This window comes from Natronoarchaeum mannanilyticum (assembly GCF_039522665.1).
Classification (GTDB): Archaea; Halobacteriota; Halobacteria; order Halobacteriales; family Natronoarchaeaceae; genus Natronoarchaeum; species Natronoarchaeum mannanilyticum.
In genome coordinates this window covers 56,972-75,772 of record NZ_BAAADV010000001.1, presented here as the reverse complement: position 1 = coordinate 75,772, position 18,801 = coordinate 56,972, and the positions used below count along the sequence as shown (strand labels likewise).

At 67.9% G+C, this 18,801-nt stretch carries 18 protein-coding genes; 13 read left to right on the top strand and 5 right to left on the bottom strand.

The window, feature by feature from the left end; translation table 11 throughout:
* Window positions 1-9: 9 nt before the first annotated feature.
* From ABDZ81_RS00420 to ABDZ81_RS00405, 4 genes are all read left to right on the top strand, one after another.
* Window positions 10-951: a thiamine pyrophosphate-dependent enzyme gene (locus ABDZ81_RS00420; protein WP_343771825.1), complete on the top strand. Its 942-nt coding sequence runs from the start codon at window positions 10-12 to the stop codon at window positions 949-951.
* A gap of 96 nt (window positions 952-1,047) precedes the next feature.
* Complete coding sequence (gene lrpA1, locus ABDZ81_RS00415) at window positions 1,048-1,476, top strand: HTH-type transcriptional regulator LrpA1 (protein WP_343771824.1); 429 nt, start codon at window positions 1,048-1,050, stop codon at window positions 1,474-1,476.
* 57 nt (window positions 1,477-1,533) lie between these two features.
* Window positions 1,534-2,019, top strand: coding sequence for an SRPBCC family protein (locus ABDZ81_RS00410; protein WP_343771823.1), 486 nt, complete (start codon window positions 1,534-1,536; stop codon window positions 2,017-2,019).
* 96 nt (window positions 2,020-2,115) lie between these two features.
* The gene (locus ABDZ81_RS00405) at window positions 2,116-3,015 is read left to right on the top strand and encodes a DMT family transporter (protein ID WP_343773341.1); all 900 of its coding nucleotides are present in this window, start codon (window positions 2,116-2,118) and stop codon (window positions 3,013-3,015) included.
* A 29-nt stretch (window positions 3,016-3,044) separates the two neighbouring features.
* Here the strand turns inward: ABDZ81_RS00405 and queC are convergent, their stop codons facing one another.
* The 4 genes from queC to ABDZ81_RS00385 form a co-directional block, all read right to left on the bottom strand.
* Entirely contained in the window at window positions 3,045-3,782 is a 738-nt protein-coding gene (gene queC, locus ABDZ81_RS00400; RefSeq protein ID WP_343771822.1) for a 7-cyano-7-deazaguanine synthase QueC, read from the bottom strand.
* A 21-nt stretch (window positions 3,783-3,803) separates the two neighbouring features.
* The gene (locus ABDZ81_RS00395) at window positions 3,804-4,613 is read right to left on the bottom strand and encodes a 7-carboxy-7-deazaguanine synthase QueE (protein WP_343771821.1); all 810 of its coding nucleotides are present in this window, start codon (window positions 4,611-4,613) and stop codon (window positions 3,804-3,806) included.
* A 2-nt stretch (window positions 4,614-4,615) separates the two neighbouring features.
* Entirely contained in the window at window positions 4,616-5,092 is a 477-nt protein-coding gene (locus tag ABDZ81_RS00390) for a 6-pyruvoyl trahydropterin synthase family protein (RefSeq protein WP_343771820.1), read from the bottom strand.
* 113 nt (window positions 5,093-5,205) lie between these two features.
* Window positions 5,206-5,571: an ArsR/SmtB family transcription factor gene (locus ABDZ81_RS00385; RefSeq protein WP_343771819.1), complete on the bottom strand. Its 366-nt coding sequence runs from the start codon at window positions 5,569-5,571 to the stop codon at window positions 5,206-5,208.
* 125 nt (window positions 5,572-5,696) lie between these two features.
* On the opposite strand from ABDZ81_RS00385, the gene ABDZ81_RS00380 reads away from it, so the two are divergent.
* The 8 genes from ABDZ81_RS00380 to ABDZ81_RS00345 all read left to right on the top strand — a co-directional run bounded on the left by ABDZ81_RS00380 (window position 5,697) and on the right by ABDZ81_RS00345 (window position 14,793).
* Window positions 5,697-6,257 (top strand): chemotaxis protein CheW, encoded by a 561-nt coding sequence (locus tag ABDZ81_RS00380; protein WP_343771818.1) that lies wholly within the window; start codon window positions 5,697-5,699, stop codon window positions 6,255-6,257.
* Between the two features lie 289 nt (window positions 6,258-6,546).
* A complete protein-coding gene (cheY, locus tag ABDZ81_RS00375) occupies window positions 6,547-6,909 on the top strand; it encodes a chemotaxis protein CheY (protein WP_097009074.1) in 363 nt (120 codons plus the stop codon).
* Window positions 6,906-8,087: a chemotaxis-specific protein-glutamate methyltransferase CheB gene (gene cheB, locus ABDZ81_RS00370; RefSeq protein WP_343771817.1), complete on the top strand. Its 1,182-nt coding sequence runs from the start codon at window positions 6,906-6,908 to the stop codon at window positions 8,085-8,087. Before cheY ends, cheB begins: the two co-directional genes overlap by 4 nt.
* Window positions 8,080-11,583 (top strand): Hpt domain-containing protein, encoded by a 3,504-nt coding sequence (locus ABDZ81_RS00365; protein WP_343771816.1) that lies wholly within the window; start codon window positions 8,080-8,082, stop codon window positions 11,581-11,583. The genes cheB and ABDZ81_RS00365 overlap by 8 nt, the downstream gene beginning before the upstream one ends.
* Window positions 11,584-11,593: 10 nt before the next feature.
* Window positions 11,594-12,199: a chemotaxis protein CheC gene (locus ABDZ81_RS00360; protein ID WP_343771815.1), complete on the top strand. Its 606-nt coding sequence runs from the start codon at window positions 11,594-11,596 to the stop codon at window positions 12,197-12,199.
* A gap of 7 nt (window positions 12,200-12,206) precedes the next feature.
* Entirely contained in the window at window positions 12,207-13,475 is a 1,269-nt protein-coding gene (locus ABDZ81_RS00355; RefSeq protein ID WP_343771814.1) for a chemotaxis protein CheC, read from the top strand.
* Window positions 13,472-13,993, top strand: coding sequence for a chemotaxis protein CheD (locus tag ABDZ81_RS00350; RefSeq protein WP_343771812.1), 522 nt, complete (start codon window positions 13,472-13,474; stop codon window positions 13,991-13,993). Before ABDZ81_RS00355 ends, ABDZ81_RS00350 begins: the two co-directional genes overlap by 4 nt.
* Window positions 13,990-14,793 (top strand): CheR family methyltransferase, encoded by an 804-nt coding sequence (locus ABDZ81_RS00345; protein WP_343771811.1) that lies wholly within the window; start codon window positions 13,990-13,992, stop codon window positions 14,791-14,793. Before ABDZ81_RS00350 ends, ABDZ81_RS00345 begins: the two co-directional genes overlap by 4 nt.
* 25 nt (window positions 14,794-14,818) lie before the next feature.
* On the opposite strand, the gene ABDZ81_RS00340 is transcribed toward ABDZ81_RS00345, so the two are convergent.
* Window positions 14,819-17,398 carry a methyl-accepting chemotaxis protein gene (locus tag ABDZ81_RS00340; RefSeq protein WP_343771810.1) on the bottom strand — a complete coding sequence of 860 codons (2,580 nt, stop codon included), beginning with the start codon at window positions 17,396-17,398 and terminating at the stop codon, window positions 14,819-14,821.
* A gap of 178 nt (window positions 17,399-17,576) precedes the next feature.
* Here ABDZ81_RS00340 and ABDZ81_RS00335 point away from each other — a divergent pair, with 178 nt between their 5' ends.
* Window positions 17,577-18,770 (top strand): 5-(carboxyamino)imidazole ribonucleotide synthase, encoded by a 1,194-nt coding sequence (locus ABDZ81_RS00335; RefSeq protein WP_343771809.1) that lies wholly within the window; start codon window positions 17,577-17,579, stop codon window positions 18,768-18,770.
* Window positions 18,771-18,801: the final 31 nt, after the last annotated feature.

The window sequence follows — 18,801 nt, the reverse complement described above, 5'->3', positions numbered from 1 at the left end:
GATTCACGTATGAGCGCATTCAACGCAATCGGTGAAGAACGAGAGATCGACCGCGACGAGTACACGCCTGGCATCGAGCCCCAGCCGACCTGGTGTCCGGGGTGTGGCGACTTCGGCGTCCTCAAGGCGCTGAAGCAGGCCCTCCCGGAAGTCGGCCGCTCGCCCGAGGAGACGCTGCTCTGTACGGGCATCGGCTGTTCGGGCAAGCTCAACAGCTACCTCGACAGCTACGGGTTCCACACGATCCACGGCCGGTCGCTGCCGGTCGCCCGCGCCGCCAACCTCGCCAACCCCGGCCTCGAAGTGATCGCCGCGGGCGGCGACGGCGACGGCTACGGCATCGGCGGGAACCACTTCATTCACACCGCTCGTGAGAACCACGACATGACCTACATCGTGTTCAACAACGAGATCTTCGGGCTCACCAAGGGCCAGACCTCGCCGACCAGCCCCAAGGGCCACAAGTCCAAGACCCAGCCCTCGGGCTCGGCGAAGTCGCCGATCCGCCCGCTGAGCCTGTCGCTGACCGCCGGTTCGTCCTACGTCGCGCGGACGGCCGCGGTCAACCCGAACCAGGCCAAGGAGATCCTCGTCGAGGCGATGGAGCACGACGGGTTCGCCCACGTCGACTTCCTGACCCAGTGCCCGACCTGGAACAAGGACGCCAAGCAGTACGTCCCCTACATCGACATCCAGGAGTCCGACGACTACGAGCACGACATCCACGACCGCGGCGCGGCCGCGAACATGGCCCAGGAAGCCGAGGAGTCCCTCGCCGACGGCAAGGTGCTGACCGGCCGGTTCTACGTCGACGACGACCGTCCCTCCTACACCGAGGAGAAGCAGGCGATCGGCGAGATGCCCGACGAGCCGCTCGCGGAGCGGTACTTCGACGACGACTACGACTGGGAGTCCGAGCGGTCCTACGACCTGCTCGACCGGCACGCCTGAACCGGCCGACGGTTCGTCGCGCCGACAGGTCGCGATCGACGAACGCGGGTTAACCGATTCAAAAGATATTTTCCGTTCGGCGCAAAATATACGCCCATGAGCACCGAGTCTACGGAAGATCGTATCCTCTCTGTTCTCGAGGAGGACGCGAAGGCGTCCTACGCGGACATCGCGAACCGGGCGAACGTCTCGAAGCCGACGGTTCGAAAGTACATCGAGAAGCTCGAAGACGAGGGCGTGATCGTCGGCTACTCCGCCGACGTCGATCCGAAGAAGCTGTCGAGCCAGTCGATCGCGCTGGTCGGCATCGACGTCGAGAGCGAGCGCTACGTCGAGGCGACCCGCGCGCTGAAGAACTTGGAGGAGATCGAGTCGCTGTACACCTCCAGCGGCGACCACATGCTGATGGCCGAAGTGCGCGCCGGCGACGGCGACGAGCTGGCCGACGTGATCGGCGACCGGATCATGGAGATCGACGGCGTCACCGCGGCCCACCCATCGTTCCTGCAGGAGCGTCTGAAGTAACCTCGCCGCGACTGTCGGAGTCCGGACCGTTTTGGTCGTCCCGTCCGTAGGCTCGGTATGGCGACGTATCAGCGCGAGACGCGAGTCCGCGCGCCGCTCGAAGACGTCTGGGCGTTCCACTCGACCGTCGACGGGCTGGTCGCGCTGACGCCCGACTGGATGGGAATGCGCGTCGAGTCGATCGTCGGGCCCGACGGCGAGCGCGACCCGGACGTGCTCGACACCGGCGCCGAAATTCGGGCGTCGGTCCGCCCGTTCGGCGTGGGGCCGCGCCAGCGCTGGACGTCCCGGATCGTCGAGCGCGAATCGGGCGAAGGCGTCGCCCGGTTTCGCGACGAGATGGTCGACGGGCCGTTCGCGCGCTGGGTCCACACGCACTCGTTTTTCGCGGCGGAGGGCGGCGAGACGCTGGCTCGCGATCGCATCGAGTACGAACTGCCGGGCGGCGCCGCGGGCCGGGCGGTCGGACCGCTCGCAGTCGTCGGCTTCGAGCCGATGTTCCGGTACCGCCACCGCCGGACGAAGGAGTTGCTCGAAGACTGAGACCGCCGCGCGGGAGTAACGTTCAAGCGTCGGGGAGGTTCCTGTAGGGACGTGTCCGGTGACGTCAGCGACTGGGCCGACGATCGCGTCCCGCCGATGGCGGCGCTCGCCGTCGCGGTCGCCGCGGTCAGCACCGCTGCGATCCTCGTCCGCTGGAGCGGCGCCGCCGCGAGCGTCGCGGCGTTCTACCGGGTCCTGTTTACCCTCGCGCTGGTCGCTCCCTTCGCGCTGGGGCGCCGCCGAGGCGAGTTCCGGCGGCTCTCTCGTCGCGACGCCGCGTCGGCGGTGGTCGCGGGCGTCGCGCTCGCCCTGCACTTCGCGGCGTGGTTCGAGAGCCTGGCGTTGACAACCGTGGCGGCCTCGGTGACGCTCGTCCAGACGCAGCCGATCTTCGTGGCGCTGGGCGCGTACCTGCTGCTCGGCGAGTTCGTCGATCGGCGGATCGCCCTCGGAATCGGCGTGACCGTCTGTGGCGCGGTGGTGATGTCGGTCGCGGATCCCGACGCGTCGGTCGCGGTCGCGGGCGAGGCCCGCGTCGGAAACGCGCTGGCGGTCGTCGGCGCCGTGATGGCCGCGGTCTACTTCCTGGCCGGCCGGTCGATCCGTCAGCGCGTGTCGCTGTTCCCCTACGTCACGGTGGTGTACGCGACCTGCGCCGCGACGCTGCTGGGGATCGTCCTCGCGCAGGGGAACCCGCTCCTGGCCTACCCGGCCCGCGAGTGGCTGCTCTTTCTCGGCCTCGCCGTCGGCCCGGGCGTGCTCGGCCACACCGTCCTCAACTGGGCGCTCGAGCACGTCCGGTCGACCGTCGTCAGCGTGTCGCTGCTCGGCGAGCCCGTCGGCTCGACGCTGCTCGCGCTCCTGTTACTCTCGGAAGTTCCCCCGCCCGTCACGCTCGTCGGCGGCGCCGTAGTGCTGGCGGGGATCTACGTCACGAGCACCGCTCGGCGCGGGGACGCCGCGGCGTCGTCGGCGTCGAACGCGAGCGGGGAGTGAGTCAGCGGGAGAGAGAACGGCGCCGCGAGTCAGTCGGCGTACTCGGGCCGCTCCTCGTACTCGATCGGATCACGAAGGCCGAGGTTCTGGAACGCCTCCAGCCGGAAGGCGCAGGCGTCGCAGGTGCCACAGGCCGGCGCTTCCTCGCGGTAGCAGCTCCAGGTGAGCTCGTAGGGGACGCCGAGATCGTCGCCGCGCTCGGCGATGTCGGTCTTCGAGAACTCGACGAACGGCGCCGCGACCTCGATCTCGGTTTCGGGCTTCGTTCCGGCGTCGACCACGGTCTGGAACGCCTCGAAGAACTCGGGACGACAGTCCGGATACCCCGAGAAGTCCTCGCTGTGGGCGCCGATGAAGATCGCCTCGCAGTCGTTGGCCTCGGCGTAGGAGACGGCCATCGAGAGCAGGTTGGCGTTCCGGAAGGGGACGTAGGTGTCGGGAATCTCGTCGTCGTCGGTATCATCGGCGTCTTCGACGTCGATCTCGTCGTCGGTGAGGCTCGAGGCGCCGATGCGGGCGAGGTGGCTCGTCTCGACCCGAAGGAAATCCTCGACGTCGAGTTCCTCGGCGAGCGCGCGGGCGCACTCGTACTCCTTGCCCTCGGTGCGCTGGCCGTAGGAGGTGTGGAGCAGGTACAGCTCGTAGCCCCGGTCGCGGGCCTCGTAGGCCGCGGTCGCGCTGTCCATACCACCGGACGCCAGCACGACGGCGCCGGGGGACTGTTCGTCGGTCGTCTCGTCAGGTTCGGTCGCGGGAGTGTCGGTCATGGGTTCGTGTCTGTCGTCGGTTCAGGTTTCGGGGGCGTCGTTCCAGAGGTCGACGTGCAGGCGGGGCGTGTATCGGAACCCGTGTTCGAGCGCGAGATCGGCGACGCGCTCGCGGGTTTCGGCGAGTCGCTCGCGGGTCGCGCCTTCGGGCATCAGCAGGACGTCCTCGTCGGGCACAGGAACCGCGGCGGCGGCCCGGAGTCGGTCGAGCAGGTCGAGGATCTCGGGGAGGTCCTCGTCGTCGGCGACGACGAACTTCAGCTGGGTATCGTAGTCCTCCACGAGCGCGGTCAGCGCGTCCATATCGATCCGCCGGTCGTCGTGGCGCTCGGCCCACTCGCCCTCGCCCGCCGGATCGCGCTCGGCGGTCGGCGTACTATTGGAAAGTTTGGGGCTGACGCTCGCGAGGTCGATCGGCGCGTCGCGGTGGATCGTCCCGTTGGTCTCGACGGTGACGTGGTAGCCCGCCGCATCGAGGCGCTCGATCAGGTCGACCGCGGCGTCGTGGACGAGCGGTTCGCCGCCCGTCAGCACGACGTGGTCGGCCTCCTCGTACTCCTCGACCGCGGCGACGATGTCCTCGAGCGACTCCCACGCGTGGGTCGGCTCCCAGGAGGTGTGATAGGAGTCGCAGAACCAGCACCGGAGGTTGCAGCCCGAGGTGCGGACGAACACCGAGGGCGTCCCCGCGAGCCGGCCCTCGCCCTGCAGCGAGTAGAACAGCTCGTTGATCGGCAGGCCGTCGCCGGCGTCGATCGGCGACTCCTCGGCGTCGGCGTCCTGACCGGCGTCGGCGTCGCGTTCGGCCTCGACGTCGGAGCTGACGGGCACGGTCAGATCGGGCTCCCGCCGCAGAGTTCGGCCGTCTCGCTGACCTGGACCGCGACGTCGCTGACGGTCTCGGGCAGCGCGTCGGCGAGCCGCTCCTCGAGAACGGCGGCCATCACCTCAGCGGTCGGCGGGCGCTCCAGTTCGACGACGGCGTCGCCGTCGCCAGAGGACTCGAACGCCTCGACAAGCGGATCGTCGGCTTCCAGTAGGAACATGTGGTCCCACTCGGATATTACCGAGGTAATATCACCTTTGTCGACGACCCACCCCTCCTCGGTGAGATCGCCGGTCACGCGCACCGCGATCTCGTAGTTGTGACCGTGCGGGCGGCTGCACTTGCCGTCGTGGTGCATGAGGCGGTGTCCGGCGCTGATGCGGATCGGTCGGTCCCGGCCGACGTACAGCACGCGCTCGTCGGTGGCGGGCGTTCGAGCGTCGGCCGCGTCGTCGTCGCGGGCGACCGCTCCTGACTCGGTCATACTGCAGTACTATAGGGAGAATACCTTAAATCGTTCGTCCCGAGCGCAATCGTTCCCGCCGCCGCGATCGGATCGTCCCCACCGCTGCCGCCGCCGAGTCGATCGGGACGCCGCTACTCGTCGAGCTGATCCTGCAGGCGATTTTTGGCCTCGGAGCGTTCCTCGCGATCGATCGTCGGCTCGTCGCCGGTGAAATCCAGCGTCAGCCCGTCGAGCGTGCGCCTGTAGACGCTCGTGCGTCGGCCCTCCTCGGAGAGCTGTCGGCCCTCGCAGCGGAGCAGTCCGGCCTCGGTCAGATCCTCGATCCGGCGGTAGCAGGTCGCGATCGGGATCCCGAGGCTGTCGCTCAGCGCCTGGGCCGAGGTGGGCGTGCGGGTCGCCGCGAGAATCTGGGCGCTGTACTTGCCGCCCAGCGCCGCGAGGAGCCGCTCGGGCGCCGCGTCGTCGTCGATCGGTTGCTCGGAACGTTCCTGGGACATCTCGTCCGCACAACTATCTATCTATCAGATTTGAATCTTACGGCAAGTGCACACGGGCGATCGGCACGTACTCGAGGCGAGGTGGTCAACGTTTTTGGTGCTCCGGCGCGGTGAATAGCAAAACGATGTCGACGGAACTACCGGAGAAACTCCTCGAACTCGACGACGAGGAGGCGGGCGACCGAGATCCGGACCCGCAAGAAGAGGACGAAGAGACCGAGGAGCGCGAGCGATTCGTCGTGTTCCGGATCGGCGCGGATCGCTACGCCGTCGACGTCGAGTCGGTCCGGAGCGTCGTCGAGGTCGGAGAGTACACGCGGGTCCCGCGCTCCTCGGACGCCATCGACGGCGTGATGGACCTCCGCGGTGACATCACCGCGATCATCGATCCGCGGGTCTATCTGCCCGTCGGCGAATCCGTTTCGTCCGATCTCGAGGACCAGCGCGTTCTGGTGTTCGATCGGTCCTCGGACCGGCAGGGCGCCGGCATCCGGGTCGATAGGGTGACCGGCGTCGAGTCGATCCCGGTGAGTCGGATCTACCGTCGTCCCGCGCCCGAGGCCGGCGTCGACGACGCCGCGCTGGCCCACGAGCTCGTGCGCGCGGTGATCAGCGACCCGTCCGACGACACGCGCATCTCGCTGCTCGACGTCGAAGGGCTGGTCGCCGTCGCGGGCGACGCCTGAGGAACGACCACCTTCTCGCGTGTCGGTCACTCCCGGGGAGTCCATTTCCTTCACTCCGCTTCGCTCCGTTCAGTCAGTGGACTCCCCGACGTCACACTCGCTCCCCTCGGTCGCTCGCGTGACTCCCGGCGAGCGATGCTGCCCGTCCGGCAAGCCGGGAGCGCGATGCTCGGCGTTTCCGGCGCCAGCGACGGCGGATCGACCGGATCCTTTCGGTTATCGTATGTGATAATGTAGAGACAGCATTTATGGTCCCGTTTCGCCAAGCGGTGGTTGGTGTAACAACTGAATGTCGACAGGGGTGCTCATCGTGGACGACTCTCATTTTATGCGGAATCTCCTACGGCAGATTCTGGAGGAGGACTACGACATCGTAGGGGAGGCGTCCAACGGAGCTGAAGCGGTCAAGTTGTACAAAGAGCAGCAGCCGGACATCGTGATGATGGACATCGTGATGCCGAAGTGTAACGGCATCAAGGCGACGGCTGCGATAAAGAAACTCGACCCGGACTCGCGGGTCATCATGTGCACGAGCGTCGGCCAGCGCGAGAAGATGAAACTCGCCGTCAAGGCCGGCGCAGACGGCTACGTGACGAAGCCGTTCGAGGAGCCGAGCGTCCGCAAGGCGCTCAAGGACGTCGTCCCGGCATGACGAGCGTACTCGTTGTCGATGACTCGCAGTTCATGCGGACCGTCATCGGCAACGTCCTGGCCGAGCACGGCTACGACGTGCATCGCGCGAGCGACGGCCGGCGGGCGGTCGAGGCCGTCCGGAAGCACGATCCCGACGTCGTCACGATGGACGTCCAGATGCCCGAGATGGACGGCATCGAGGCCGTCAGCGAGATCATGGCGACGAACCCGACGCGAATAATCATGCTGAGCGCGCACACGCGCGAGGGCGCCGAGGAGACGCTGGAAGCGCTCTCGCGGGGCGCCGTCGACTTCCTCGCGAAACCGAGCGGGGAGGTGTCGACCGACATCGCCGGGCTGAAAGACCGCCTGGTCGAGACCGTCGACGCCGTCGCGGACGCCGACGTCTCGTCGCTGGCGCCCTCGCGGGCCGCGGCGGCGGCCCACCGCGCGTCGGCCAGCGAGGCCCGCGCGGCGGACCGACGGCCGGGAGCCGCCACGGCCGACACCCGCTCGGCGGGCGAGGCCACGACGGCCCCGTCCGACCCGAGCGCGCCCGACGCTCCCGACGCGGGATCCGATCCCGCCGACAGGGAGTTCAGCGAGCACCCCACGATCGTCGTCGGGGCCTCGACGGGCGGCCCGAAGATCGTCGAGGGGATCCTGTACGATCTCCCGATCGAGCTCGACGCCCGCGTGCTCGTCGTCCAGCACATGCCCGCGGAGTTCACCGACCGGCTCGCGGCGCGACTCGACGCGCTGTGCGAGTACGACGTCCGCGAAGCCAGCGACGGCGACCGGATCACGGGCGGCGAGGTGCTGATCGCCCCCGGCGACCGGCACATGGAAATCGCCCACGCCTCGGATCGCGGACTGCGCGTGCGGCTGACCGACGACGAGCGCGTTCACGGTGTCCGCCCGGCGATCGACGTGACGATGGAGTCGGCCGCCGAGCTGGTCGACCCGCCGCTGGTCGGCGTCGCGCTGACCGGCATGGGCAAGGACGGCGCGGCCGGCATCAGCGCGATCAAGGCCGCCGGCGGCACGACGATCGCCCAGAACAGCGAGACGAGCCCCGTGTTCGGCATCCCGCGCCAGGCGATCGCGACGGGCGCCGTCGACCACGTGTTGCCGGCCGACGAGATCGCCGCGGGCATCGGAGACGCCCTTTCGACGGAGGTGGAAACGCATGGATGAGTACGTCAGGGAGTTCGTTCAGGAGAGCGAGGAGAACATAACGGAGCTGAACAACGCGCTGCTCGCGCTGGAGCGGGATCCCGACGACGACGAGGCGATGGAGCGGATCTTCCGGACGGCCCACACGCTGAAAGGCAACTGCGGGGCGATGGGCTTTACCGACGCGAGCGATCTGGCCCACGCGCTGGAAGACCTGCTCGACGCCGTGCGCTCCGGCAAGCTGGAAGTGTCGCCGGAGCTGATGGATCGCATCTTCGAGGGCGTCGACGAGCTCGAGGCGATGATCGACGAGGTGCCCGAGCACGGCGAGCCCCGGACCGATCCGGCAGACACGATCGAACGGCTCCGCGAGGAGCTCGCGGCGGCCGAAGGGTTGACCGAGCCCAGCGACCGCGAGATCGACGAGCTCGTCGAGGCCGCGAACGCCCCGTCCGACGGCTCGCACAACCTCTTTCACGTCCGGCTCGACGTCTCCGAGGAGCTCGAATCCCAGGGGATGCTCGTCGTCGAGGCGCTGGAGGACGCGTTCGACCTCCTGGGAACCGCCCCCGAAGCGGACGAGATCGCGGCCGGCGATTACGGCGGCAGCTTCGACGCCGTGTTCGCCAGCGCCGTCGATGAGGGCTCGATATCGGCCGCGCTCGATCCCGTCGACGCAGTCGAGGGCGCGATCATCGCCGACGTGACCGATCGCCTCGACCGCGAGGACGCCGCGGCCGAGGCGGCGTCCGACGAGACGGCCGTCGAGGAGCCCGCCGAGGACGTCGACCCCGACGACATGGAGGTCGACGACCTGCTCGACGAGTTCAGCGAGTACGACGACTTGGACGAGATGGTCGAGCAGGTCGACGACGTCGAAGGGTTCGACGATCTGGGCGACGCGGGGACGTTCGACGACGTCGAAGTCGGCGACGTCGACGTCGACGCGCCCTCGCCCGACGAGGTCGATCCCGGCGACGCCGAGGCGACCGCGGACGGTGCTGCAGCGGACGACGCTGGCGCAGACGATGCGACGGCAGACGACGCCGGCGAGGGCGACGCGTCGGACACGTTCCAGGAGCTCAAACAGGAGGTCGACCCGGTCGGCTTCGACGAGCTCCAGGACGAACTCGCCGAGCTGGAGTTCGAGGAACTCGACGACGACGAGGTCGGCTTCGACGAGCTGCTCGACGAAGACGAGCTCGGCGGCGACGACCCGTTCGCCTCCGGCGAGGTCGCGGAAGACCCCTTCGGCGCCGGCGACGCGGACGAACCGTCGGTCGGCGAGCTGATCGGCGAGGATTCGGACGAATCCGAGGACGAACCGGCGACCGACGAACCGTCGGTCGACGAACTTGTCGAGGGCGACGTGGACGATGCCGACGCCGCGGGCGTCGAAGACGATCCGTTCGCGGACGACCCGTTCGCCGACGAGCCGTCTGCGGACGCCGATAACGAACCGGAACTGGACGAGGTGTCCGCGAGTGCGGACGCCGACGACGAACCGGTTCCCGGCGACGCGTCCGGGGATGCCGTGGACGAACACTCGTCCGCAGACCCAGAGACGGCCGCCGACGAATCGGCGTCCGACGACGCGACGGCGACCGACATCGGCGACGCCCTCGACGGCGCGCTCGACGCCTCCGCGTCCGAATCGGACGAGGAGAATGCAAGCGAGCCCGAAGATGAGGGCGCGACCGACGACGAACTCGACGACATCTCGTTCGGCGAGTCGGAGACGACCGGCGACGAGGTCGGCGAGGACGGCCCGGACCTCGAACTGGACGATCCCTTCGGCAGCGACGACGACGACAGCCAGCCCGTCGCAGCCGCGGGTCCCGACGACGCTACCGACGACGGCGACACCGCGGACGGCGACGACGTCGAGCTCAGCGACGCGGGGCAGTTCGAGGACATCGACTTCAGCGACCCCGACGGCCCCGACGAGGACGAGGAGTTCGGATCGGCCGACGAGCTAGACCTCTCGATGGGGTTGGACGACTCCGACGAGGAGGACGCGGACGACGAACCGTCGGTCGAGACCACGTCGTTCGGTGCCGACGCCCTGTCGCAGGACGACGGGACGGACGCTGAAACCGACGAACCCGAAGACGCGGACGCCAGCGAAGCGAAACCGGCGGACGCCGAATCGTCGGTCACCGAACCGGCGGCGGGTGACGCCGGAACCGCGTCCGATGAAATCGACACCGGCGAGGCCGACGCCGAAGCCGGAACTGCTGCCGATGCCGACGCGGACGACGCTGCGGCAACGGCGTCAACCGGCCCGACGGCGACCGACGCCGGCGCGGCAGACGGGACCGACGAGGCGGACGCGGACTCCGCGCCGTCGGCCGCCGCCGGCACCGGCGTCAGCGCCGACGAGATCCAGTCGATCCGGGTCGACGTCGACCAGGTCGACGACCTGATGAACCTCGTCGAGGAGCTGGTCACGACCCGCGCCCGCCTCCGGCGGGCCGTCGAGGCCGACGAGCCCCGGACCGTGATCGAGGGCGAGGTCGACGAGCTGGAGACGATCACCTCCGAGATGCAAGACACGGTGATGGACGTGCGGCTCGTCCCGCTCAAGACCGTCGCCAACAAGCTCCCCCGGCTCGTCCGGGACCTCTCGCGCGACCAGGACAAGCAGGTCGCCCTGGAGATGGACGGCGAGGACGTCGAGCTCGACCGCTCGATCCTCAACGACATCGGCGACCCGCTGATGCACCTGGTCCGGAACGCGATCGACCACGGGATCGAGCCCCCCGAGGAGCGCGAAGCGGCGGGCAAGGATCCCGAGGGCACGATCGAACTCCGCGCGCGGCGCGAGCGCGACGAGGTCGTCATCGAGATCGCCGACGACGGGCGCGGGCTCGACGTCGACGCGATCCGCGACGAGGCCGTCGAGCAGGGCATCGCGGAGTACGAGGAGCTCTTAGAGATGGACGACGAGGAGGTGTACGACCTCGTGTTCCACTCGGGCTTCTCGACGAGCGAGGAGGTCACCGACGTCAGCGGCCGCGGCGTCGGGATGGACGTCGTCGCTCGGACCGTCGAGGAGCTCGACGGCTCGGTGTCGGTCGACAGCGACGTCGGCGAGGGGACGACGGTGACGCTCCGGGTTCCGATCTCGGTTGCGATCGCCGACGTCCTGTTCGTCGAGTCCGGCGGCGAGGAGTACGGCATCCCGATCAAGGTCGTCGAGGAGATCGGCCCCTCGGGGTCGGTCTCGACGGAAGACGGCCGCGAGGTGATCTCGCGGGGCGAGGAGAGCTACCCGCTGATCCGGCTCGCCGACGCCCTGGAGACGCCCGAGCGGGGCCGGAACGGCGACGGCATGACGGTGAAAGTTCGCGACGACGTCCGCCCGGTTGCGCTCCACTGCGATCGGATCAGCGGACAGCAGGAGGTCGTGGTCAAACCGTTTGAAGGCTTCCTCGGGGACATCCCGGGCCTCAGCGGGGCGACCGTGCTGGGCGAGGGAGACGTCGTGAACATCCTGGACGTGGAAACACTATGATGGTGATACAATGAGTCTGATGGTCGACATACGGAAGTTGAGCTTCATCAACGAGATGGCGAAAGTCGGCACGAACGGCGTCGCCGACAACATGAGCAAGCTGACCGGCGAGGACGCCAAGATGGAGGTGACGAAGACGAACTTCATCGACGTCGAGGATCTGACGGCCCAGCTCGACGACGGCAAGCGCGTCGGCGTCCGGGTCCGGCTGATGGAGCCGCCCCACGGGCACATCCTCATCCTGTTCCCCGAACAGAGCGCCAAGAAGATCACGGCGCTGATGCTCAACGACATGGTCGACGACATGTCCTCGGTGTCGGGCGAGATGGCCCGCAGCGCCGTCGAGGAGCTGGGCAACATGATGGCCAGCGGCTTCATCGACGGCTGGGCCGACGTGCTCGGCACGACGATCGACATCGCGACGCCCCAGCTCGTGTACGCGCCGGCCGCCGAGATCGTCGGCCGGACGGCCGGGCTCGGCGAGGAGGATCTGGCGCTGTTCTTCGACTCCAGCCTGAACGTGCCCAGCTACGAGATCGAGGCCGAGATCTACGCGTTTCCGGACCTCCAGGAGTTCGTCGAGATGGTCAACAGCATCGAGACCTCCTACGCTTAGGTGATGTATGAAACTAGATGTTAACGCACTCGGAACGTTCTACCAGATGGCCCAGGAGGGCGCGGGGCTCGCGGCCGGCCGGCTCACGCGCCTGACCGGCGTCGACACCCGCGTCGGCGTCACGAAGCTCAACTTCATGCGCGGCTCGGACATCCGCGCGGAGCTCGCCGACGAGACCAAGAAGGTCGGCGTGCGCGTCGAGCTGTCGGGCGGGCTGGGCGGCCACGCCGTCATCGTCTTCGATCGCGCGAGCGCGATCAGACTCGTCGAGACCTTGCAGCCGACGATCGACGACGCGCCGACGCTGCCCGAGGGTCCCGACGACGAGTTCGACGAGATGAACCGGAGCACGATCACCGAGGTCGGCCAGATCATGAACAGCGGCTTTATCGACGGCTGGGCGGACGTGCTCGGCACCGCGATCGACGTCGCGACGCCGGAGTTCGTCGAGGGCGACACCGCCGAGGCGTTCCTCACAGACATCGACACGACGCCGGGCGCCGACGACCTGGCGCTGCTGTTCCAGAGCCAGATCGAGGCGATCGACACGGAGATCAAGTTTCGGTACTACCTGTTCCCCGAGCACGACGCGATGGCCGACGTGCTCGAACGCCAGGGCGCCGACGGCGAGTCCGGCATCGAGTACGACAAGCTCGCCGGCTTCGACCGGCTCGCCCAGCGGGGCGCCGACGAGGTGGCCAACAACGTCACGATGCTGACCGGCATCGACACCAGCGTCGAGATCCGGCGGCTCAACTTCGTCCCGCTGGAGGCGCTCCCCGAGGAGATCGACGACGAGCAGCTCGTCGGCGTCGCCTTCGAGTTCGACGGGACGCCCAGCGGCTACCTGCTCTTCCTGTTCGACGAGTCCTCCGCCCGGGAGATCGTGCGCGCGATGGTTCCCAACGAACCGGACGACGAGTTCGGCGAGATGGGCCAGAGCGCGATCAAGGAGCTGGGCAACATCATGGCCAGCGGCTTCCTGGACGGGTGGGCCAACGTGCTCGACACGACGATCGATCACTCGCCGCCCGAGTACATCCACGACATGGGCGCGGCCGTGATCGACCCGGTCGTGATCCAACTCGGCGAGAACCAGGAGTTCGCGTTCGTGTTCGACACGGTCGTGCAGGCCGCCGACCGGGAGTTCGACTGCAACATCTACGCGATCCCCGACGAGGCCGATCTCGAACGCGCGATCAACGACCTGCCGATGGACCGCATCGAGGAGGCGCCGACCAAGGCCAGCATCGAAGAGGTCGAAACTGACACATGAAAACCTACGGGAGCGAACCGGGCGCGCCCGACCCGGATCCGATCCGCGTCGGCATCTCCGAGTTCGTCGTCAGCGACAGCGGCCAGACGCTCAAGTCCTACGGGCTGGGATCCTGTCTGGCGGTCGCGCTGTACGACGAGGATTCGGGCGTCGGCGGGCTCGCCCACATCATGCTGCCCGACGGCGACGCCAACGACGCCAGCGAGGACAAGCCGGGCAAGTTCGCCGACACGGCCGTCCGCGCGATGCTGCGCCAGATGGTCGAGAAGGGCGCGAGCTACACCGACGTCCAGGCCAAGGTCGCGGGCGGCAGCGACATGTTCGACTTCGAGAGCTTCGGCGACGGCGTCGGCCAGCGCAACATCGTCGCCGCCCGCGAGGAGCTCGACAAGCTCGGCGTGCCGATCGTCGCCGAGGAGGTCGGCGGTCAGCGGGGCCGGACGGTCGTGTTCGAGACCGACACCGGTTCCTTCTCGATCAAAACCGCCGACGGCGACCAGGAAGTCAGGGAACTGTGAGCGACGACGACGCGTTCGATCGGCTGACGGCCCACGTCGAGGAGAACCTCGGCTTCGCCACCAGCCACTACAACGACAGCTACCTGCAGCGACGCTTCTCCTCGCGGATGCGACGCACGGGCGCGGGCGACTACGCCGAGTACCTCGACATCCTTCGCGACGACCCCGACGAGGGGCAAGAACTGCTCGACACGCTCTCGATCAACGTCACCGGGTTCTTCCGGAACCCCGACGTCTGGGAGGGGATCCGGTCGGTCCTTCGGAGTCTCTCGGAGGACTGCGAGCGCATCCACGCCTGGAGCGCCGCCTGCGCGGACGGCCGCGAGCCCTACTCGCTGGCGATGCTCGGGCTCGACGACCCGCGCACGGCGGGCGACCGGCTCTCGATCCTGGCGACCGACATCAACCGGGCGGCGCTGGACGACGCCAACGAGGGCGTCTACGAGAGCACCCGTACCATCGACGTCGGCGAGCAGCTGACGTTTCTCTCGAACTACCACCGCTACGTCGACCAGAGCGGCGATCGCTTCGCGATCCGCGATCCGGTCAAGGAGATGGTCGCGTTCGAACGCCACGACCTGATCAACGGCGACCCGAAATCCGGCTTCGATCTGGTGATCTGCCGGAACCTCTTCATCTACATCGACAACGAGTACAAGCAGTCGATCTTACAGACGATCGCCGACTCGCTGCGCCCCGGCGGCTACCTCGTCATCGGGAAGGCCGAGACGATCCCGCCGGGCCTCAAGTCGGAGTTCACCATCCTCGACGGCCGACTTCGGATCTACCGTCGAGAGTGAACCCGTTCGGCACGGGGCGGCAGGACTACTTTTCCTCCGACTCGGATGCAGCAGAGCCGAACGTGAACGCGTCCTCGGACTGATCGTCGTCCGACCGTTCCGACTCAACGTCCGCAGGAGCGCTCGCCGTTTCGTCGCCGTCGGGACTCGCTTCGTCCGGAATCTCTTGGTCACGCGTCGCTTCGTCAGTCAGCGCGTCGAGTTCTTCCTCCGGGGTTCCGCTGTCGGATCGGCCGTCGCCGGGGAGCGCGCTTCGATCAGCGCCCGCGTCGACGTCGGTGTCGAACCGGTCGAGCGCCTCGGAGAGCTGGGCGGCCTGCTGTGAGAGCGACGCCGCGGAGCCGGACACCTCGGTCATCGCGGTAGTCTGTTCCTCGGCGGCGGCGGCGACGTTCTCGGCTTCGGCGGTCGTCTCCTCGCTGATCGTCGCGGCCTCGTCGACCATCGCGACGACTTCCTGCGTGGAGGCGGCCTGCTGTTCGGTCGCGGCCGAGATCTCCTGGACGCCGTCGTTGGTCTCCTGGGCGTAGCCGGCGATCTCCTCGAGCGCGTCGGCGGCCTCGCGCACGGAGTCGGTGTGCTCGGTGATCTCGCTGGACGTCCGGCGAACTTCTTCGGCGGTGGTGTCGGTCTGGGACTTGATGCGGTCGAGGCGATCCTCGATGTCCTCGGCGGCGTCTTTCGTGTCGGCAGCCAGTTCCTTGACCTCCTCGGCGACGACGGCGAACCCTTCGCCGGACTCGCCGCTGTCCGAACGGGAGGCCTCGATGTTGGCGTTGAGCGCGAGCATGTTGGTCTGCTCGGCGACCTCGGTGATGAACTCCAGGAGCTCGTCGATCTGGGCGACCTCCTCCTGGAGCTGCTCGATCTCCGCGACGGCGTCCTCGCTCTCGGCCTCGATCGAGTTCATCCCCTCGATCGCCTGCTGGGCCGCCTCGCGGCCCTCCTGGCCCGTCTGGGCGGTTCGAGCCGCGAGATCGGCGACTTCGTTCGAGGAGGCGGCGATCTGCTCGGTCGTCGTCGAGAGCCCGTCCATCTCCTGGGAGACGGCCTGGAGCGACTCGTTCTGGCGCTCGGCGCCGTCCGAAATCTCCTGGATCGACTCGGACACTTGCTCGCTGGCCGAACGGACCTCCTCGCTGGAGGCGGTCACCTGCTCGCTGGCGGTCGCGACCTCGCCGGCGAACGCCTTCAGCCGGTCGGTCGTCGCCTCCAGTTCGGCGAGCATGTCGTTGAACGTGCGGCCGATCTGGGCCATCGACTCGTTGTCGCTCTCTGGGTCCATTCGGGCGGTCAGATCGCCGGCGGCGGCAGATTTCATGACCTGCTGGTACTCCTCGGCCTTGGTTTCGAGGTGCTCGTTCATCCGCTCGGTCTCCTCGCGGGCGGTTTCCGCTTCCCTCCGGGCGCCCTGGGCCTCGCGGATCTGCTCGCGCAGCGCGTCGCGCATGTTGGCGAACCCGTCGTACAGTCGGCCGATGCTGTCGATGCGGTGAGTCTCGAAGTCGACGTCGAGGTTGCCGTCCTCCATCTCCTCGGTCTTCGAGGTGAGCCGGTCGATCGCGACCGCGGTGTTCCGACCGAGCACCGCGCCGACGAGCCCGATCAGCAGAACGACGGCGCCCGTGATCCAGACGCCGTACGTCGAGACCGCGTTGACGAAGCCGTAGGCCTGACTGACCGGTTCGTGAACGAGGACGACCCAGTCGGTCCCCTCGACCTGCGCGGCGCCGACGACGTAGGACTCGGCGGGGAAGCCGTAGACGCCGTTCGCGAGCGCTCCCTGCGGGTTCGCGTCGATCCGCTGGGCCTGCGGGTCCCCGGAACCGGCCGCCCTCGCGGCGGCGGTGAGGTCGCCGTTGCCGTCGTACGGTTCGAGGAACAGCTGGTTTTCGGCGCCGAAGTAGCTGTCGTCGAACACCACCCGGTCGTTCTCGTCGACCACCATCGTCGTCGTAGTGCTACCGGCGCTCTGGAAGTTCGCCGAGTACGAGGAGAGGTCGGCGGTATAGAGAATCGCGTGGCTGGGATCACCCGCGACCTGCCGGACGTAGGAAACGGCCGGGGTGCCAGAGACGTCCTCCGCGCCGATCTTGTACGGACTGGTCGTGTAGGTCTCCTCGGTCGGCGGATCACCGGTCAGAACCGCCCGATCGTCCTCCGGCAGCGCCAGTGCAGAAACAGATTCGCCGGCGTACCCGGCCGTGCTGTTCAGAACCATCCCCTCCTCGACGTCGACGTAGTGGATCGCGTACGCGTAATCGCCGCGGGGTCCGTCGCTCCGACCGTTGAGCTGGCTCTGCCACTGGTTCAGATACGGCCCGATCTGCGTCGTATTGCCGCTCTGGACGACCCCGGACTCGCTCATCATGCCCGCAACGAGGCGCTGCTTGTCGTTCCAGGACTCGACCGCGCTCGCCTCTTGGCCGGCCATCGTGGCGTAGTCGTCGTTGGTGTTCTCCGCGACGCCTGATTCGATCGCCTGCGTCGCCGTAATTCCGATTCCCCCCACGAGAAGTCCCAGTATCAACAGCGTGATGCCGAACTTCGCGGCGTAACTGCGCCTGACGATCCGCGGTACGAGTTGACGAACCTTCCCCAGCATACGCTGTGAGACAAAAGTATCATATAAAGCTGCTCGGAAATACACATGACCGTTAGGTTATTATATATAGTTGATAGCTGAGGAACGAGTTCTTCGGACGTTCGGGACGGATGCCGACCGAAACGATCGCCCGAGGTTGGCAATTCTTAAGCGGGGGTGAACGAAATCCTGTTTCTATATGGCGACCCCACTCTCCACGCCCGGCCCGACGCTGGGCGTCGTCGGCGGCGGACAGCTCGGACGGATGCTCGCGGAGGCGGCCGGCCCGCTCGGCGTCGAGCTGGTCGTCCTCGATCCCACGCCGGACTGTCCGGCCGCGCCGGTGTGTCGCGACCAGATCGTCGGCGAGTTCGACGACGCCGACGCCGTTCGCGAACTGGCCGAGCGCGCCGACTTCCTCACGTTCGAGATCGAACTGGCCGATCCGGACCTGCTGGACCGCGTGCGAGAGGAAACCGGCGTTCCGGTCCACCCCTCGCCCGACACGCTCCGGACGATTCAGGACAAGCTCGTCCAGAAGGACGCGCTGGCAGAGGTGGGGGTCCCGGTGCCCGAGTACCGCGCTGTCGACGACGCCGACGAGCTGCGCGACGCCCTCGACGAGCTGGGGACGCCGGCGATGGTGAAAGCCCGCGAGGGCGGGTACGACGGCCGCGGGAACGCGCCGATCGAGTCGCCAGATGACGCCGAGGCCGTGCTCGACGAGATCGGTGGCGCGGCGATGGTCGAGGCGTTCGTCGACTACGAGCGCGAGCTGTCGGTGATCGGCGTCAAGGGCGACGACGAGGTCGCGACGTTCCCGGCCGGCGAGAACGTCCACCGCGAGGAGATCCTCCGAGAAACGATCGTGCCCGCGCGCGCCGACGAGGCGGTCCGGCAGCGAGCCCACGAAGTCGCGACGGACGTCCTCGAACTGATGGACGGTCGGGGCGTCTACGGCATCGAGCTGTTCCAGGGCCCCGACGACGAAATCCTGGTCAACGAGATCGCGCCGCGCCCGCACAACTCCGGGCACTGGACGATCGAGGGGGCAGTCGCCTCCCAGTTCGAACAGCACGTTCGCGCGGTGACCGGGCGGCCGCTGGGATCGACCGCGCAGCGCTCGCCGACGGTGATGACGAACCTGCTGGGCGACGTCGAGGAAACGCAGCCCGCCCAGCTTCGTGGCGTCGACGAAGTACTCGGTACGCCGCGTGCCGGCCTGCACTGGTACGGCAAGCGCGATGTCCGGCCGCTGCGGAAGATGGGCCACGTCACGCTGACCGGCGACGATGGATCGTCCGGAACCAGCGACGAGGGCGCGTCCGTCGACGACCTCCTCGCGCGCGCTCGGGAACTCCGGGATGCGGCGACGTTCGTGGACGAGAGCTGATTCGTCGCGGCCGTTTTCGGCGTCGCTGCGA

What these genes read in the sequence shown, in the direction of transcription:
- ABDZ81_RS00420 (WP_343771825.1), top strand. Translation starts at nt 10, where the DNA reads ATGAGCGCATTCAACGCAATCGGTGAAGAACGAGAGATCGACCGCGAC.
- lrpA1 (WP_343771824.1), top strand. Translation starts at nt 1,048, where the DNA reads ATGAGCACCGAGTCTACGGAAGATCGTATCCTCTCTGTTCTCGAGGAG.
- ABDZ81_RS00410 (WP_343771823.1), top strand. Translation starts at nt 1,534, where the DNA reads ATGGCGACGTATCAGCGCGAGACGCGAGTCCGCGCGCCGCTCGAAGAC.
- ABDZ81_RS00405 (WP_343773341.1), top strand. Translation starts at nt 2,116, where the DNA reads ATGGCGGCGCTCGCCGTCGCGGTCGCCGCGGTCAGCACCGCTGCGATC.
- queC (WP_343771822.1), bottom strand. Translation starts at nt 3,782, where the DNA reads ATGACCGACACTCCCGCGACCGAACCTGACGAGACGACCGACGAACAG.
- ABDZ81_RS00390 (WP_343771820.1), bottom strand. Translation starts at nt 5,092, where the DNA reads ATGACCGAGTCAGGAGCGGTCGCCCGCGACGACGACGCGGCCGACGCT.
- ABDZ81_RS00385 (WP_343771819.1), bottom strand. Translation starts at nt 5,571, where the DNA reads ATGTCCCAGGAACGTTCCGAGCAACCGATCGACGACGACGCGGCGCCC.
- ABDZ81_RS00380 (WP_343771818.1), top strand. Translation starts at nt 5,697, where the DNA reads ATGTCGACGGAACTACCGGAGAAACTCCTCGAACTCGACGACGAGGAG.
- cheY (WP_097009074.1), top strand. Translation starts at nt 6,547, where the DNA reads ATGTCGACAGGGGTGCTCATCGTGGACGACTCTCATTTTATGCGGAAT.
- cheB (WP_343771817.1), top strand. Translation starts at nt 6,906, where the DNA reads ATGACGAGCGTACTCGTTGTCGATGACTCGCAGTTCATGCGGACCGTC.
- ABDZ81_RS00365 (WP_343771816.1), top strand. Translation starts at nt 8,080, where the DNA reads ATGGATGAGTACGTCAGGGAGTTCGTTCAGGAGAGCGAGGAGAACATA.
- ABDZ81_RS00360 (WP_343771815.1), top strand. Translation starts at nt 11,594, where the DNA reads ATGAGTCTGATGGTCGACATACGGAAGTTGAGCTTCATCAACGAGATG.
- ABDZ81_RS00355 (WP_343771814.1), top strand. Translation starts at nt 12,207, where the DNA reads ATGAAACTAGATGTTAACGCACTCGGAACGTTCTACCAGATGGCCCAG.
- ABDZ81_RS00350 (WP_343771812.1), top strand. Translation starts at nt 13,472, where the DNA reads ATGAAAACCTACGGGAGCGAACCGGGCGCGCCCGACCCGGATCCGATC.
- ABDZ81_RS00340 (WP_343771810.1), bottom strand. Translation starts at nt 17,398, where the DNA reads ATGCTGGGGAAGGTTCGTCAACTCGTACCGCGGATCGTCAGGCGCAGT.
- ABDZ81_RS00335 (WP_343771809.1), top strand. Translation starts at nt 17,577, where the DNA reads ATGGCGACCCCACTCTCCACGCCCGGCCCGACGCTGGGCGTCGTCGGC.